The sequence below is a fragment of the Comamonas sp. GCA5 genome (genome assembly GCF_036541385.1).
GTDB classification, from domain to species: Bacteria; Pseudomonadota; Gammaproteobacteria; order Burkholderiales; family Burkholderiaceae_C; genus Comamonas; species Comamonas aquatica.
Window position 1 is genome coordinate 18,210 of the sequence record NZ_JAZHFR010000017.1, and the last position, 15,326, is coordinate 33,535.

13 protein-coding genes and 2 pseudogenes are annotated in these 15,326 nt (G+C 64.5%); 6 read left to right on the top strand and 9 right to left on the bottom strand.

The annotated features are described in order from the left end of the window. Window positions 1-131: 131 nt before the first annotated feature. Window positions 132-1,039, top strand: a pseudogene (locus SJH88_RS06325) (sensor domain-containing diguanylate cyclase). A 171-nt stretch (window positions 1,040-1,210) separates the two neighbouring features. Here SJH88_RS06325 and SJH88_RS06330 read toward each other — a convergent pair. After that, window positions 1,211-2,203: a recombination-associated protein RdgC gene (locus tag SJH88_RS06330; protein ID WP_274753933.1), complete on the bottom strand. Its 993-nt coding sequence runs from the start codon at window positions 2,201-2,203 to the stop codon at window positions 1,211-1,213. 287 nt (window positions 2,204-2,490) lie between these two features. On the opposite strand from SJH88_RS06330, the gene SJH88_RS06335 reads away from it, so the two are divergent. Next, window positions 2,491-2,673: a hypothetical protein gene (locus SJH88_RS06335; RefSeq protein ID WP_274753934.1), complete on the top strand. Its 183-nt coding sequence runs from the start codon at window positions 2,491-2,493 to the stop codon at window positions 2,671-2,673. Next, window positions 2,670-3,032 (top strand): Spy/CpxP family protein refolding chaperone, encoded by a 363-nt coding sequence (locus tag SJH88_RS06340; RefSeq protein ID WP_274753935.1) that lies wholly within the window; start codon window positions 2,670-2,672, stop codon window positions 3,030-3,032. The genes SJH88_RS06335 and SJH88_RS06340 overlap by 4 nt, the downstream gene beginning before the upstream one ends. A 1,436-nt stretch (window positions 3,033-4,468) precedes the next feature. On the opposite strand, the gene SJH88_RS06345 is transcribed toward SJH88_RS06340, so the two are convergent. The 4 genes from SJH88_RS06345 to dinG all read right to left on the bottom strand — a co-directional run bounded on the left by SJH88_RS06345 (window position 4,469) and on the right by dinG (window position 9,736). Then, window positions 4,469-5,410: a TIGR03915 family putative DNA repair protein gene (locus tag SJH88_RS06345; protein ID WP_274753936.1), complete on the bottom strand. Its 942-nt coding sequence runs from the start codon at window positions 5,408-5,410 to the stop codon at window positions 4,469-4,471. A gap of 3 nt (window positions 5,411-5,413) precedes the next feature. Further along, a complete protein-coding gene (locus tag SJH88_RS06350) occupies window positions 5,414-6,703 on the bottom strand; it encodes a putative DNA modification/repair radical SAM protein (protein WP_274753937.1) in 1,290 nt (429 codons plus the stop codon). A gap of 152 nt (window positions 6,704-6,855) precedes the next feature. Further along, window positions 6,856-7,209 (bottom strand): zinc ribbon domain-containing protein YjdM, encoded by a 354-nt coding sequence (locus SJH88_RS06355; protein ID WP_234687311.1) that lies wholly within the window; start codon window positions 7,207-7,209, stop codon window positions 6,856-6,858. Window positions 7,210-7,570: 361 nt separating this feature from the next. After that, on the bottom strand, window positions 7,571-9,736 hold the full coding sequence (dinG, locus tag SJH88_RS06360) for an ATP-dependent DNA helicase DinG (RefSeq protein ID WP_081770598.1): 2,166 nt from the start codon (window positions 9,734-9,736) through the stop codon (window positions 7,571-7,573). Window positions 9,737-9,796: 60 nt separating this feature from the next. Between dinG and SJH88_RS06365 the strand changes: the two genes are divergently transcribed. The 3 genes and pseudogenes from SJH88_RS06365 to SJH88_RS06375 all read left to right on the top strand — a co-directional run bounded on the left by SJH88_RS06365 (window position 9,797) and on the right by SJH88_RS06375 (window position 12,854). Further along, on the top strand, window positions 9,797-10,285 hold the full coding sequence (locus SJH88_RS06365; RefSeq protein ID WP_274753938.1) for a hypothetical protein: 489 nt from the start codon (window positions 9,797-9,799) through the stop codon (window positions 10,283-10,285). Between the two features lie 350 nt (window positions 10,286-10,635). Beyond that, window positions 10,636-11,483: pseudogene (locus SJH88_RS06370) on the top strand (undecaprenyl-diphosphate phosphatase). A gap of 54 nt (window positions 11,484-11,537) precedes the next feature. Then, window positions 11,538-12,854, top strand: coding sequence for a hemolysin family protein (locus SJH88_RS06375; RefSeq protein WP_042412076.1), 1,317 nt, complete (start codon window positions 11,538-11,540; stop codon window positions 12,852-12,854). Window positions 12,855-13,002: 148 nt separating this feature from the next. Here the strand turns inward: SJH88_RS06375 and SJH88_RS06380 are convergent, their stop codons facing one another. From SJH88_RS06380 to SJH88_RS06395, 4 genes are all read right to left on the bottom strand, one after another. Further along, window positions 13,003-13,860 (bottom strand): protein NO VEIN domain-containing protein, encoded by an 858-nt coding sequence (locus tag SJH88_RS06380; RefSeq protein WP_274753939.1) that lies wholly within the window; start codon window positions 13,858-13,860, stop codon window positions 13,003-13,005. A 38-nt stretch (window positions 13,861-13,898) separates the two neighbouring features. Then, entirely contained in the window at window positions 13,899-14,306 is a 408-nt protein-coding gene (locus SJH88_RS06385; RefSeq protein WP_274753940.1) for an NUDIX hydrolase, read from the bottom strand. Window positions 14,307-14,330: 24 nt separating this feature from the next. Next, window positions 14,331-14,732: a YkgJ family cysteine cluster protein gene (locus tag SJH88_RS06390; protein ID WP_043378377.1), complete on the bottom strand. Its 402-nt coding sequence runs from the start codon at window positions 14,730-14,732 to the stop codon at window positions 14,331-14,333. Window positions 14,733-14,995: 263 nt separating this feature from the next. Continuing rightward, a complete protein-coding gene (locus tag SJH88_RS06395; RefSeq protein WP_042412082.1) occupies window positions 14,996-15,313 on the bottom strand; it encodes a hypothetical protein in 318 nt (105 codons plus the stop codon). Window positions 15,314-15,326 lie beyond the last annotated feature (13 nt).

The window sequence follows — 15,326 nt, forward strand, 5'->3', positions numbered from 1 at the left end:
TTGCCATGGATCCCCTGCTGACTCGCCTCTCCCATTCTTTGCACCAGGCCCAGAGCCAGGAAGAATTGGTCCGCCCGCTGTTGGAAATGCTGGAGCAGGTCACCCAGCTGGAGTCCACCTAGCTCACCCGCATCGATCTGGAGCAGGACTTGCAGCACGTCCTCTATGCACGCAACACGCGGCAGATGCAGATCCCCGAAGGCCTGTCCGTGCCGTGGCAGGACACGCTGTGCCGGCGCGCCCTGAGCGAGGGCGCATGTGCACCACGGATGTGGCCGAATGCTGGGGTGACTCGCAGGCGGCACGGGCACTGGGGATCCAGACCTATGTCAGCGCGCCCGTGCGCATGTCGGACGGCCACCTGTACGGCACCTTGTGCGCAGCCAGCGCCCAGACCACCCTGCTGCCGCCGGACACCGAAAGCGTGCTGCAGCTGTTTGCCAAGCTGATCGCCCAGCATGTGGAGCGCGAACAGCTGCTGCAACGCCTGCAGGCCCACAACGCGCAGCTGGCCCACCAGGCGTTCACCGACCCGCTGACCCAGTTGCCCAACCGCGCCGCGCTGCGCGAGGAGCTGCAGCGCCTGCTGGCGCGCGCCCAGCGCACGCAAAGCAGCGTGCTGGTGGCCTTCATCGACCTGGACGGCTTCAAGGCCGTGAACGACCGCCACGGCCATGCGGCGGGCGACCTGTTGCTGCGCACCCTGGCACAGCAGCTGCACCACAGCCTGCGTGCGGGCGACATGGTGGCCCGCATGGGCGGGGATGAGTTTGTGGTGGTCACGCCGGTCGACGGCACGGCGCGCGAGGTGGCCGTGGCGCAGCAGGGGCTGGAGCAGCGGCTGCGCGCAGCCTCGGTCTGCGACCTGGTGCTGCCCCAGGGGGGCAACCTGCACTACCCTGGCGCCAGCGTGGGCGTGGTACCGGTGTCCGGCGACTTCAGCGTCGACCAGGCACTGCAGCAGGCCGACCACGCCATGTACCACGACAAGCAGTTGCGCCACCCCCGGGGTGGGCGCCCCGGCAGCGCCCTGCACTGAACGCCCCCAGCCCCCGCTGCGGCCAGCCAGACCTGGGGCCTGTGATCTTCAAGCGGCCCACACAACCCCGTTCCTCGGAGATGGGCGCTAGAGACGAGGTGCGCAGCCGCGGACCGGACGTGCGTACGACCCGGCCCAGCCACCACACCCCCAGGCCTGCGTGGGCTGCCCTTAGAACGGCGCCTCTTCCGGGGCCGTGTCCGCCGGTGCGCTCGCGGCGCCGGTCACCACACCCTTGCGGCCGGCAGGCAAGGCAGTGCCCACCGCATCGCCCACGGCGGTGCGACCTTCGCCGCCCAGGGCCGTGAACAGGTCGGGGATCAGCTTGCTCAGCTCGCCGGTGGCAATCGCTACATCGGTGTCAAAGCCCCCCTCGTCGCCAGCCTGGTCCAGCACGGCATCCAGCAGCGCGATCTTCTTGACCTGCAGGGCATCGGTCAGCACAAAGCTGACGCGCTCGTCCCAGGTCATGGCCAGCTTGGTGGGCAGCTTGCCGTGTTCCACGTGCTGCTTGACCTCGTCGATGTCCAGCGGATGGCGGGCATAGCGCACCACGGCCTTGGACTCGTCGGCGGCCTTGAGCTCGCATTCGCGGTCGATGGAAAAGCCCGCCGGCGCTTCCTGTGTCAGCAGCCAGTGCGCCATCGCCGCCTGGGCGCTGGTCTGAGTGTCCACCAGGGCCACGCCAAAGCCCTGCAGGCTTTCCACCAGCAGGCTCACCACCTCGTCGGCCTTGCCCTGGGCACCGGTGTCCAGCACCAGCAGCTGGGCCTGGGGGTCGATCCACACCCACATGCTGGTCTGCTTGGTGAAGGCCATGGGCAGCAGGTCCAGCTTGGCCTCGTCCTTGAGGTCGCGCTTTTCCTTCTTGCCCGGCTTGCGGCCAAACTCCAGCTCGATGGCATCGGCCTTTTCCTGCACCTTGCGGTTCAGCACGCTGGCCGGCAGCATCTTGGATTCGCTCATGAAGCGCAGGATCCACTGTCCGCCCACGCTTTCGGCCAGCAGGCCGTGGGCCTCGCCGCGTGGCGGCACCCAGCCCGACGACTGCTCCTGTGTGGCACCACAGGGCTGGAATGGCGCCTTCTGCAGCGCCGCTTCCACCTGCTCCAGCGAGCCCTGCCATTGCGCCGCAATGCGGTACACGATCATGTTCTTGAACACGCAGCCACCTTTTCCTGAATCTGCATCAAAGTCTGTGACGGGGCCCGGCCTGCGGGCCGTTCCGTCATGAAAATAAGAGCTGTCAGCGCCCGTTCTGCCTGGCTTGGGTGGCAAAAACACTTACAACCACCCACCGCCTGACCGCGGCGCGACAACCCAGCTTTGTATTACTTTACACAGCAGCAGCAAAGCCTCACCAACGGCTTACACAGAAACCGCACACTTGCAGCCATGCACTGCCGAACCTCTTGGCAGATCCGATGGAAACCACCACCAAGGAGTACACCATGGCCCTCTTCCCACGTAGCCTGACCGCCGCTGTCGCAGCCGCCGCCCTGGCCGGTGCGTTTGCACTGCCGGCTTCGGCCCAACCCGCCGCCCCCACGGCCGGCCCAGCCGCCACCGCACCGGCAGCGCGCCACCAGCGCCCGACTTTGCCAAGCGGCACGCCGAACGCACCGAGCGCATGAAAACCCTTTTGCAGCTGCAGCCCAACCAGCAAGCCGCCTGGGACAAGTATGTGCAGGCCACCACGCCACAGCCCCGCCCCGCTGCGGGCGAGCGCCCCGACCTGCGCAAGCTGACCACCCCCGAGCGCCTGGATCTGGCCCAGAAGATGCGCAAGGAACACACGGCCCACGCCGAACAGCGTGACCAAGCCACCCGCAGCTTCTACAACAGCCTGAATCCCAGCCAGCAAAAGGCCTTCGACGAACTGACGGCCCACCGCCCCGGCAAGTTCCACCGTGGCGGCCAGGGCGAGCGCATGGGCCACCAGCCCGGCCACCCCCACGGCCCCGTCGGCCAACCCATGGGCCGTGGCGCATAAGCCCCCTCCACTCCCACCCAGCAGGTCCCAGGACCTGCTTTTTTTCGCCGGTTGCGCCCCGGACTGCAAAAGTTTTTTCAGTTGCGCACACCGCGCGCAGGCCATGTCCAGGGTGTGCATGGCCTGTAGCACGCCGCTGGCCGGCACCGCCCCGACATCCGGAGGTCCCGCCCTCCCCACTGGTACACCACACCCGGGTCCGCCTGCCCGCACGGTCGACCGCGGATTCCGGTAACCCGACAAAACTCCATCAAAACAAGCACTTGCTGCATCCACGCAGGGGTTTTGGTAACTCCGGGTTTTCCCTGTAATTAGATTACAAGCCCGATATGCTCTCATTTTTGTAACGCGATTACGTGGCGCCACCAGCCGCTCGCCGCCCTGGCCAGGGCCTGTGGATAAACGTGGGTAGAAAAAAATAGCAACCTGCTGTTTATCCACAAGCGTTTCCAGCCGCTGCAACTTGTACCCAAATCCGGTCGTCACCGTCCCTGGGTTCAGACACATGGTTTGGGCAAGGGCAAGTCCTTGATCTGAAAAAAGTATTTCACCTTATCCACACCCACAGCCCATCCCTACTATTACTACCAATTAAAAATAGAAGACATAGAGATAATTACCGCGCGAAAAAATTCGCGCCTTTTCCGTTGTTGCATTTTTTTCAGTGTTCCGTTTTTTTCCGGTATTCAGCCTGGCGCCGGCGGATGTGCTGTTCACAGTGGGGACGGTTCTGCGTAAAACACCGTCCATTTCAGTTATTCACATCAAAAAAAATAGCAATATGTGACGTATTGACAAGAAAAAATAGCAAAAACAAAGTTACATCAGAGACAAGCAGGCCATGTGGATAAATCGTTTTGAAAAAACGAGATATCCACAAAAAACACGCCATCGGGAAGTTATCCCTGAATGCAGGACAGCAGGAACAGGGCCTGCCCCACATGATTGGCAGGGACACAAGTGCTTGATATCCGGATGAAAAGTGCAGTTGTCCACAATCCCTGGGGATGCTTACTACTACCTACTATCCTTATTAAAAAAAACAAAGAACAAGTCAGAGGCAAGCACCGCAGGGGCAGGATCCCGATCATGCGGAGCACGTAAGCGGTTGGTGGGACAGGCAAAGACCGCCACGCCTGGTGTGCAGGATCACGTTTCCTACGCGCTGCGCTTGAAAACGGTTTTTCAGTTGCTTGCCACGCTGGGGACGGGACTTATCCTGGAAGGTGCTTCTGTCCACAGGAAGTTATCCCAGCCTCTGGATAACTGGGGCGATCGCGCTACTGCACCGCGGCAAGGGCATTCAAAAAAATTCAATGCTGGTGGTGGGCCACTGCCCAACGGGGGCACCCAGGCCCTGCAGCCTGGGCACAGTGGCTGGCACTCCCCCGCAAGCTGCCCTGGTGGGCGAGGCGGCCAGCAGCCACCACAGGCCCTCAGGCGCGGCGTGGCAGCTTGCGCTGGGGCATGGACGGGGCACTGGCCAGCATGGCCGCGCTGCGGGCCTGGGCCGCCTGGACCAGCGGGGTGATGAGCTGTGCCTCGGGCAGGTGGGCCCAGTAGTGGCGGGGCATTTCCCGGCACATGGTGGCCACTTTCAGGCGCGCGGGATTGAAGATGTGGGCGTAATAGGTCAGCCACAGGGCCTCGCCGGCATCGGCGGGCGGTGCGGCATCGGCACGGGCACCGGGCCCCCAGCTGAGCACACCCGGCCGCCCTGCCAGGGGTTGCAAGGCCTGCTGCGGGGCAATGCCGTGGTCGGCCAGCGCCGCCACGCTGGGCGCCTGGGGCCACCAGCGCAGGCAGGCCTGGGGCGTCAGGATGGCCCAGCGCATGTTGCTGAAGCGGCCGACAAAGAAGGGGGCCACGGCATGCACGATGTGGTGCTGGGGCTCGAACCAGGCCACGTGCAGCGGGCCGCTGCCGTCGTGCAGGGCATCGGCCAGGGCCACGGGGCGAAAGCGCACGAAGGCATGCATTTGGTGCACCTCCCGGCGCACGGCCTTGCACAGGTACTGCAGGTGCACGCGGTCGGCATCCAGGGGATCGTGGCGCACGCTGGGTGTGTGCTGCATGCGCCACAGCAGGCGGTACAGCAGGGCAAAGCGCTCGGGGCTGTGGTGCAGCAGCGCGTGCTCGGCCAGCTCCGGCCACCAGCGCGGCACGGTCAGCGGGCGCTGCTGCGTCGGCGGCAGATCCTCGCAGGGGGTGACCTGCGGCGTGGGCGTGAACAGGTCGGGGTGCTGGCCGTGGGCCGCTTCGGTCTGCCATTCCACCAACTGCGGTGGCACCTGCTGCGCCCACAGCCACCTGGCCAGGCGGCGCCAGTGCGCGAAATCGGTGCCGTCGCCGGGCAGGATGAGGTGCTGGCGGTCCATGGCTCAGAACAGGCTGGCTTGCTGCGGCTGCGGGGCCACGGGCTGGACCAGGCGGCGGGCCAGCCGGGGATCGTCCAGGCTGCGGCCGGGGTGCCAGTCCAGGCATTCCACGAACGGCAGGATCCGGGCGCAGGGCACGCGCAGGCGTTCCAGGTCGGCCCGGCGCAGCTGGCGCCAGCGCCGCGCGGCCAGCAGCTTGTCGACCGACAGCACGCCCAGGCCGGGCACGCGCAGCAGCAGCTCGCGCGCGGCGGTGTTGAGGTTGACGGGAAAGCGCTCGCGGTGGGCCAGGGCCCAGGCCAGCTTGGGGTCGTGCTCCAGCGACAGCATGCGCTGGCCGGGGGCACCTGCGGGCACCAGCTCGCCGGCCTCGAAGCCGTAGAAGCGCACCAGCCAGTCGGCCTGGTACAGCCGGTGCTCGCGCACCAGCGGTGGGGCGATCAGCGGCAGCTCGGCGCTGGCGTCGGGGATGGGGCTGAACGCCGAGTAGTAGACGCGGCGCAGGCCATAGCCGCTGTAGAGGCGGGCGCTGGTGAGGATGATGTCGCCGTCGTCCGCCGCGTCGGCACCGACGATCATCTGCGTGCTGTGCCCGCCGGGCGCAAAGGCCGGGGGCCGGGCCGGCCGCGTGCGGCGTGCCTGGGGGCGCGAGACGATGGCGCTGCGGGCCGCGGACTGGCGCTCGGCCTGGGCGCTGCGGATGTGCTGGTGCAGCTGGCCCATGCCGTGGTGGATGCTGGCGCTGCTTTTCTCGGGTGCCAGCTGTGCCAGGCCCTGCACCGTGGGCAGTTCGATGTTGATGCTCAGGCGGTCGGCGTACAGGCCGGCCTGGGCCAGCAGGGCCGGATCGGCGTCGGGGATGGTCTTGAGGTGGATGTAGCCGTGAAAGCCATGCTCCAGGCGCAGGCTGCGGGCCACGCCGACCAACTGCTCCATGGTGTAGTCGGGGCTGCGGATGATGCCGCTGGACAGGAACAGGCCCTCGATGCAGTTGCGCCGGTAGAAGTCGAGCGTGAGCTGCACCACCTCGGCCACCGAGAAGCGGGCGCGCGGGATGTTGGAGCTGACGCGGTTGACGCAGTACTTGCAGTCGTAGAGGCAGAAGTTGGTCAGCAGGATCTTGAGCAGCGACACGCAGCGCCCGTCGGGCGTCCAGCTGTGGCAGATGCCCATGCCGGCGGTCGAGCCGATGCCGCCCGCCTGTGCCGTGCGCTGGGCACTGCCGCTGGAGGCACAGGAAGCATCGTATTTGGCGGCATCCGCCAGGATGGCGAGTTTGTTTTGCAGGTCCACTGTATAAATATACAGTTATCTGCCATGTTGTGCACCTGAAAATGCCAACGCCAGGCTGCAGCGGGTGGGCCGCAGGCCTGGCGTTTTGATATGTTTTTGCCGTCCAGCGCTCATATGGCAAGCGCTGGCAGCTATGGTTTTCAAGACCTGCTTCAGGCCTTTTTCAGGAATTCCGACTTGAGGATGAAAGGCCCCTGCTCGGTCTTGCAGTCCACGTCGTGGTCGCCGTTGTCGTAGACCAGCCGGATGCCCTTGATCTTGCTGCCCTTCTTGATCACGGTGGATGAGCCCTTGACCTTCAGGTCCTTCACCAGGATCACGCTGTCGCCATCGGCCAGGGGCGTGCCGTGGGCGTCCTTGATGACGCGCGGGCCGGTGTCGTCCTCGTCCGCGGTGGCCTGCGCCGACCATTCATGGGCGCAGTCGGGGCAGATGAACAGGTCCGCGTCGGGGTAGGTGTTGGGCTGGCCGCATTGGGGGCAGGCTGGAAACTCGGTGGCGCTCATGGCAATCCCTCTCTGGATCGGTGCAAGTGGTATGAAATGAATAGCTGCCAGCGTAGGTGATTTCTTGAATTCCAAGCGATTTAGTCTTGAATGCAAGTCATATTGCGCGCAAACAGCTCCTTTTTTAGCGATCTGGGCAGGCCGCAGTCCCTGGCCGGATTGCGGGCTGGCGCTGCAAGGTCGCACCGTGCAGGACCCCCGCTGGCATGCTGGGTCGTATTGCCGGCCGTGCCGCGGGCCATGGTTGCTTCTGCGGCAGCGTGGTGCCGCCGGGGTGCCCACGGCGCCGCATCGGCGGCCTCCGCGGCTTCAGGCCGGTGGCGGGTCACCGCCACGGCGGTGTGCACAGCGCCGGCCGCGCCTACGCGGCGCGCTTTTCCAGCGTGAACGGTGGCAGGCCGTTGAGCAACTGCTGGCCGTAGCTGGTGGCCACCAGGCGGCGGTCGTAGCAGTAGACGTGGGCCTGGTCCTCCTCGGTGCGGATGGCGCGGCCCACCCACTGCGCCAGGCGGATGGCGGTGGCGGGCACGACCAGTTCGTTGAACGGGTTGCGCCCGCTGGTGCGCAGCCACTCGGCGCGCGACTCGCCCACCGGGTCGTCCGGTGGGGCAAACGGCAGCTTGGTGATAAACAGCGACTCGCACAGTGCGCCCGGCAGATCCAGGCCTTCGCCGAAGGACTGCATGCCGAAGATGATGCTGGGCAGGCCCTGTTCCACGCGCTGGCGGTGGTCGGCCAGCAGCATGGCGCGCGGCATGGCCGTCTGCACCAGCACCTGGCTGCGCATGGCCGTGGGCAGTGCATCGACGGCCTGGCGCATCTGGTCGCGCGAGGTGAACAGCACCAGCGCCCCGGCCTGCACCTGGCTCAGGTCGTGCAATAGCCGCTCCACCATCTCCTGCGTGAAGGCGGCGGCTTCGCGCGGGTCGGCCCGAGTCTGGTGCGCCACCAGCGTGCCCTGGGCCGCATAGTCGAAGGGGCTGGCCACCTCCAGCGTCTGCACGGCCGCATCGCCGTGCAGGCCGGCCTCGCGCAGGAAGAAGTCGAAGCTGCCGCAGCTGGTCAGCGTGGCACTGGTCAGCACCGCGCCGCGCACCTGGCTCCACAGGTGGTGGCGCAGCGTGGCGCCGGGCAGGATGGGGCTGGCATGGGCCTTGACGACGATGTAGTCGCCCTCCACCTCCACGGTGAACCATTTGGCGTTGGGCACGCTCTCGGAGCCGTCCTCGCGCGTCTCGGGCTGCTGGCTCAGCAGCTGGGCCGTATCGTGCACGGCCTCCAGGCGCGGCGCCAGCGTGCCGACCTGGGCGTACAGCTGGGACAGGCGCTGGGCTTCATCGGGCTTGTCCTTGATCTCGGCCTTCAGGGCCTTGGCAATGGCCCGCAGCACGTCCAGAAAGCCGCTGGCGTGGTGCATGACCTGGGCCAGTGGATCCAGCAGGGCCGGGGGCAGATCGCCGCGTGGCACGCGCACACGGGCCGGGCCGAAGCGATCGCGCTGGCCCTTGAGGGTGTCGCCATAGGTCTCCATCACCAGGCGCGCCAGCTCGCTCAGGTGCTCGCGCAGGCCGCTGCTGTGGCCTGCGATGTCGGCCAGCTCGTCCACCTCCATCAGCTGGCCCACGCGCAGGGCGCGGCTGGCCAGCTTGTCGATCCATTGCAGGCGGCTGAGGTCCATGTCGCAGGCGAACTGCGACAGCGCCGTCTGCGGCAGGTGGTGGGCCTCGTCCAGGATCAGCAGGCTGTCGCTGAGCTCCGGCAGCAGGCGCGCGCCCAGGCTGGACAGCAGCAAATCATGGTTGGCGACAATGACTTGCGCCGCCACCATGTCCTTGCGGCGCTCGTAGTAGGTGCAGCTGGAAAACACCGGGCAATGCTTGCCGGTGCAGGAGCTGCCCTCGGCCGCCACGGGGCCCCAGGCCTCGGCTTCGGGCGGATTGGGCAGGCTGTCGCGGTCGCCGTTCCATTCGCCGCTGGCCAGGGCATCGGCCATCGAGGCATAGAACTGCATGCGCGCCTCGGTCTCGGCGCGGGGCCGCGCCTTGCGCTGCTCGGCCGCCTCTTCGGCGAACAGATCGTCCGCGTCCTCGCTGTTTTCGCCCGAGCTGGCCAGGCGCTCCAGCTTGAGCTTGCAGACAAAACGGCCTCGCCCCTTGGCCAGCGCAAATTTGAACGGCATCGGCAATTGCTGCGCCAGCGCCGGCAGGTCCTTGTTCACCAGCTGCTCCTGCAGCGCCACCGTGGCCGTGGAAATCACCACGCGCGTGCCACGCGCCAGGGCCATGGCGATGGCCGGGGCGGCATAGGCCAGCGACTTGCCCACCCCTGTGCCCGCCTGGACGACGGCGATGGATTTTTTCGGTTCCGGAGCCCCCTCTTCGACCTTGCCGAGCTGGGCGGCCGCCAGGGTCTGCGCGATCTGGGCCGCCATTTGGCGTTGGCCCTCGCGCACCCGGAACCCCGGGATGGCAGCGACGACGGCGTCAAAGGATTCCAGGGCCTCGGTGGCCCATTTTTTTTGGCTCATTGCGGGAATTTCAGACCGGGCAATCCGGCCAAGAAGACTGAAAAATTGTTTTCAATACAGATGCAAAGCACCACATGCATCTTTTTCTTTATCAACATCCTGTGCGATATCGGATGTTCTGCTGATTTTTTCAGCACCAAAGAGGGTCTGACAAGTGCACCATCCGGCAAATTTCTGCCAGCCACTCTGCTGTGGACAATTGATTATAGATTGTGGATGGTTAACCTGTCGGTGCCTGGGATGCCACCTGGATTGCACCACGCCCTGTGGCATAAACCCTGTGGAAAATCCCGGGAAGCATGGTGTGAAGATGTTGAAAAAATATTTTCAATCAACACATCTTTGTGCACAGCCTGCTGGATGCATGCAGCTGTGGATAAATTAAAAAGAGAGTCCAAGCGGGTTGGAAAATTTGTCCACATTCTGGCGTGCAAAGTTATCCACAGTCTGTGTGCAGATGGGCGCTGCATGCGATGGTGCCGGCGTGCAGGCACACCATACTGCATGGATGGGGTCAACGCTGCAGCGCATGCAATTGCTTTGTTGTAAAAATTATTTCTTGACCGTGCCTCTGGTGGCGATGACTTGTAATTTTGTGTATTTGTTTTCAAAAACACCGACAAACATCGCTGATGCACTTGGATGCTTGTGTATTTTTTTATGAAATAAAGATGATGAGATAGGTTTTGTATAAAAAATAACGGCCATGGCACGCGATGCGGCGGGCTGAAGCCTGCAGCTGCCATGGCGGCGGCGGTTGACGGCGGTGGCGGGCGCCCAGCGCCGAGGTTTCGCAGGGCCCCTGGCCACTGCGGGGCCGGGAGTTGGCGCCGCCTGCGTGGCAGGCCCGGGCGCTACACTGCACAGCGCTCCGTTTCCGCTTTTTTCCACTGATTCCTATGAACGCCACTTTTGGCTGGCTGGACGCCCTCATCCTGGGCCTGGTCCAGGGTCTGACCGAATTCCTGCCCATCTCTTCCAGCGCTCACCTGCGCATCCTGGGTCCCTTGCTGCCCGGTGGCGCCGATCCGGGCGCGGCCTTCACCGCCATCACCAGCTGGGGACCGAACTGGCGGTGCTGATCTACTTCCGCAAGGATGTGCTGCGCATGCTGGTGGCCTGGTTTGCCAGCCTGCCCGTGATTGGCAGCCGCCGCCCGGGTGAAGCCCTGCACCCCGACGCCAAGCTGGCCTGGCTGGTGATCCTGGGCACCATCCCCATCTGTGTGCTGGGCCTGCTGCTGCGCAGCTGGATTGAAACCACCTTCCGCACGCTGGCGCTGACGGCCGTGATGCTGATCGTCTTCGGCCTTCTGCTGGGCTGGGCCGAAAAGCGCAGCACCCAGACGCGCCAGATTGGCCAGTTGGGCTTGCGTGACGGCATCGTGCTGGGCTTTGCCCAGGCCATGGCGCTGATCCCGGGCGTGTCACGTTCCGGTGGCACGATTACTGCAGGCCTGCTGCTGGGCATGACCCGCGAGGCGGCGGCGCGCTTTTCCTTCCTGCTGGCCATTCCGGCGGTGCTGCTGTCGGGCTTTTACCAGTTGCTGTTCAAGCGCGATCCCATGAGTGGCGAGCAATGGATGCTGACCTTCATCGCGACCGCGATCGCCTTTGTCGTGGGCTATGCGGTCATCGTCTGGTTCATGCGGCTGATCTCCAACAAGGGCTTCGGCTTCTTCGTGATCTACCGCGTGCTTTTAGGGCTTGCCATCCTGGCGGGCCTGCATTTTGGATTTATCCAGTAACCTTGCAGTGTTTTTGTTACCCCGAGCGAGTTTGAAAGGACGCTCAACCACATCATGGAAATTCCTATACTTATCGCCCTCATCCTGCTCAATGGCGTGTTTGCCATGTCTGAAATCGCGCTGGTCACAGCACGCAAGGCAAGGCTTCAAAAATTGATCGATGAGGGCGATTCCGCCGCAGCTGCCGCCCTGAAGCTCGGCGAAGACCCCACCCGCTTCCTGTCCACCATCCAGATCGGCATCACTTCCATCGGTGTGCTGAACGGTATCTTTGGTGAGGCCGCCCTGGCTCAGCCCATGGCGGAATGGCTGGTGCAGCTGGGCATGGCGTCCAACTACGCCAGCACCTTGTCCACGGCCGTGGTGGTGGTCTTGATCACCTATGTCTCCATCGTGGTGGGTGAACTGGTGCCCAAGCGCCTGGGACAGACCAACCCCGAATCGATTGCCCGTCTGGTGGCCCGCCCCATCAACCTGCTGGCCAAGCTGACCAAGCCCTTTGTGCTGCTGCTGACGGGGTCGACCCTCGCCCTGCTGCGCCTGCTGGGCGTGCGCCAGACCAACGACAGCAGCGTGACGGAAGACGAGATCCACGCCGTGCTGGCCGAAGGCACCACCTCGGGTGCCATCGAGCAGAACGAGCACACCATGATCCGCAACCTGTTCCGCCTGGACGATCGCCAGATCTCCTCGCTGATGGTGCCGCGCTCGGACGTGGTCTGCCTGGACGTGAGCCTGTCGTTCGAAGAGAACATGGCCATCCTGGAATCCCAGGACCATGCGCGCTATCCCGTGATCGACGGCAACTTTGAGAACCTGCTGGGCGTGATCAACTCGCGCCAGTGGCTGGCCCATGCCCTCAAGGGGCAGCGTGACCTCAAGGACGCCAAGGACCTGATCCACAAGCCCATCTACATCCCGGAAACCATCACCGGCATGGAGCTGCTGGAGAACTTCAAGCAATCCGGCGCGCCCATGGCGTTCGTCATCGACGAGTACGGCGAAGTGCAAGGCATCGTCACCGTGCGTGACCTGACCGAGGCCATCACCGGCGAGTTCGTGACCGAGGACCCCAGCGACGCCTGGGCCGTGGAGCGCGAGGATGGCAGCTGGCTGCTGGACGGCCACATCCCGGTCGTGGAACTCAAGGACCGCCTGGGCCTGAAGACCGTGCCCGAAGAGGAAAAGGGCCGCTACCAGACCCTGAGCGGCATGATGATGCTGCTGACCGGCAAGCTACCTGCCGTGACCGACAAGGTGGTCTGGGAAGCCTGGGAGTTCGAGGTGGTGGACATGGACGGCAAGATCATCGACAAGATCCTGGCCACCAAGGTGGAAGTCCCCGAGATCGATCTCTCCGACGAGGCCTGATCCCCCGCCAGGGCACACCCTGAAAAAAGCAGCCGCAAGGCTGCTTTTTTTATGCTGGTGCCGCAGTTGGAGGGGGCTCAGGCGCGAGGCTGACCCCGTGAATGCATGGTCTGCGCTTGGCAGCAGCACACTGCTCTGAGCCTCTTGCTTAGAGGCTAGCCCGGTAGGTCACGGGGTCCAGCGTGCAATGGCTGGCGATATTGCCTGGCAAGGCAAAGAATTTGGGCTGCCTGCGAAACTCGAAGACCCGATACAGCTGAAATTTTTCGGCTTCGGCCTGGGACGTCGCCAACTCGTTGTGCGTCACGTAGAACGGGGTGTTCTTGGCAAAGCTGGTGGTTTTCACCTCAATCCAGCATTCCTGGCCGTCCAGGTCAAAAGAGCGCACATCAAACCCCAACCCGTCGCCCAGGGTGACGGCCACATGCTCTACGCGGTCGGCCAGACCTGGCAGGCCATGGCGCTGCAGTTTCCAGCGCTCGTAACCTACAACAAATTCCTCCCCGGCCAAGCCCAGCGCCTGGTTGCGTGCCTCTTGCGCCAGATAGTCGCGGCGCGCAGGACTGCGCACGGCGTAGGCAGCGTTGGTTTCACTGACCTGGTGCGTTGCTTCGGGGGCTGCTTGCCATGCATGGTCAAACGCAGGATGCGGCAGTGTGTGTGCGGGCAAGGTCACTGCGGCTTGCACAGTGGCCGCCAGATGCGGGTGCTGCATCACCTGCTGCTCCACTTCTTGCAACAGGCTTTTTTGAAAGTTGTTGCGGGGCTTGTAGCCTTGGATGCTGGGGTATTGCAACAGCTGCATCACCGCACTGATGTTGCAGTACTTGAATTCGACGGCGCCGGAAGAGCGTTGACCGGACAGCTGTGCCAGCACCTGCTCGCGGTAGGTGCTTTTGCGATAGCGCTGGCCCGCCAGCTCCAGTGTCAACATGTCGAGGTAGCTGCGAACAACGACAGCAACTTCTTGATCGCTCCAGGCGGTGTGGGATGTTTCATGATCCATGTCGGCATCTTGCCAGGCATGGATGGCACGCTGCTGGCTCAGTCCGCCAACTGCTGCAGCGCGGGCAGCACCTGCTCGTGCAGCAGCGGGGCCAGGGTGGCGGGATGGGGGCCATCCAGCGCCAGCCAGTCCATGGCCTCGATCTCGGCGGCGATCTGCACGGCGGGCGTGTGCGCCAGCCGGGCGTAGAACACCTGGGCCTGCACGCGCGTATCGGCCTCGTTGGCGGCGCGGTTCTCGAAGTGGGCCAGGGGCTGCAGGCGGTCCATGGGGGCCTGCCATTGCAGCTCTTCCTGCAGTTCGCGCTGCAGGGCCTGGAGTGCGGATTCCCCGGCGTCGATCTTGCCGCCAGGCAGCATCCAGAACGGGCTGCCGCGCTTGCGCACGACCAGCAGCTGGCGTTCGGGGTTGATCAGGCAGGCGGTGGCCAGGTGCAGGGTGTGCATGGGGATCAGGGGGAAAGAAGGTCTTCAGCGCATGCGCTTGTCGCCGTAGGCGCACCAGCCGGGCTTGGGGCCCTTCTTGGGGTGCAGGCGGCAGGTTTCGGGGCGCCGTTCATAGACCGTGCAGCGGCGCGTGCTGGCGTCCAGAAAGTTGCAGTCCCCGCTGGCGCGGCGGGCCATGGTGAAGATGTTGTGCTTGGGGTTGTAGTGATCGATCAATCGGGCTTTGAGCAGGCGCTTGGCGATCAGTTTGTGGTCGACGTTGTCGACCTCGAACGCATCCACCAGTCCCAGGCGCACCAGGTCGGGCAGCTGCACTTCCAGCGGCATGGTGCAGCAGTTGGCGGCGCAGCTGTCGCACAGGCCGGGCTTGTACTTGCTCCAGGTGTCGAGCCGGTCTACGTCCACGATGCGGATGGCGGGTTTCATGCGAAAAAGGGGGTTGGATGCGCTATCAGAAAGATGAGCAGGCAGCGCGCGTTTTGCAAGGTTTTCAAATAGAAAAATGGTTGGAAACCAGGTCCAGACTGCGCTGCCAGCTATGAATACATTGGACTGCGCTGCCTGTCGGTGACCGGGCGGCAGCGCCTGCGGCAGGCACTATAGCGGCTGGGTGCATCGCCCGGGGCGGCCTGTAAAAAAGCCTGCGCACCAGGCGCAGGCTTCGGGGGCAAGGTGGGTCCCGCGGGGACTCAGCGTGACTGGTGCACGCCCAGCAGGAACTGGCTGCACATGGACTGGGGCGAGGCTTCGCGCGCGCTGTGGTCCGAGATGCTGAGCTTGTCCGCCACCGCACGGTGGTCACGCTTGAGCGTGCTGCCCGTGACCATGCCCAGCTGGCGAACCTGCTCGGGCGCCAGCATCTGCAGGCGCACGGCCTCCTGCATGGCCACGCACACGCTGCTGACGGCGTCGTAGCGCGCCATGGTGTGGGCGTAGAAGAAGTAGCCGCCGGCAAAGCCGAGCAGGGCCGTGAGCGCAGCGATCAGTGCAGCTTGGGTGCGGTTCATGGGGTGGGATGGT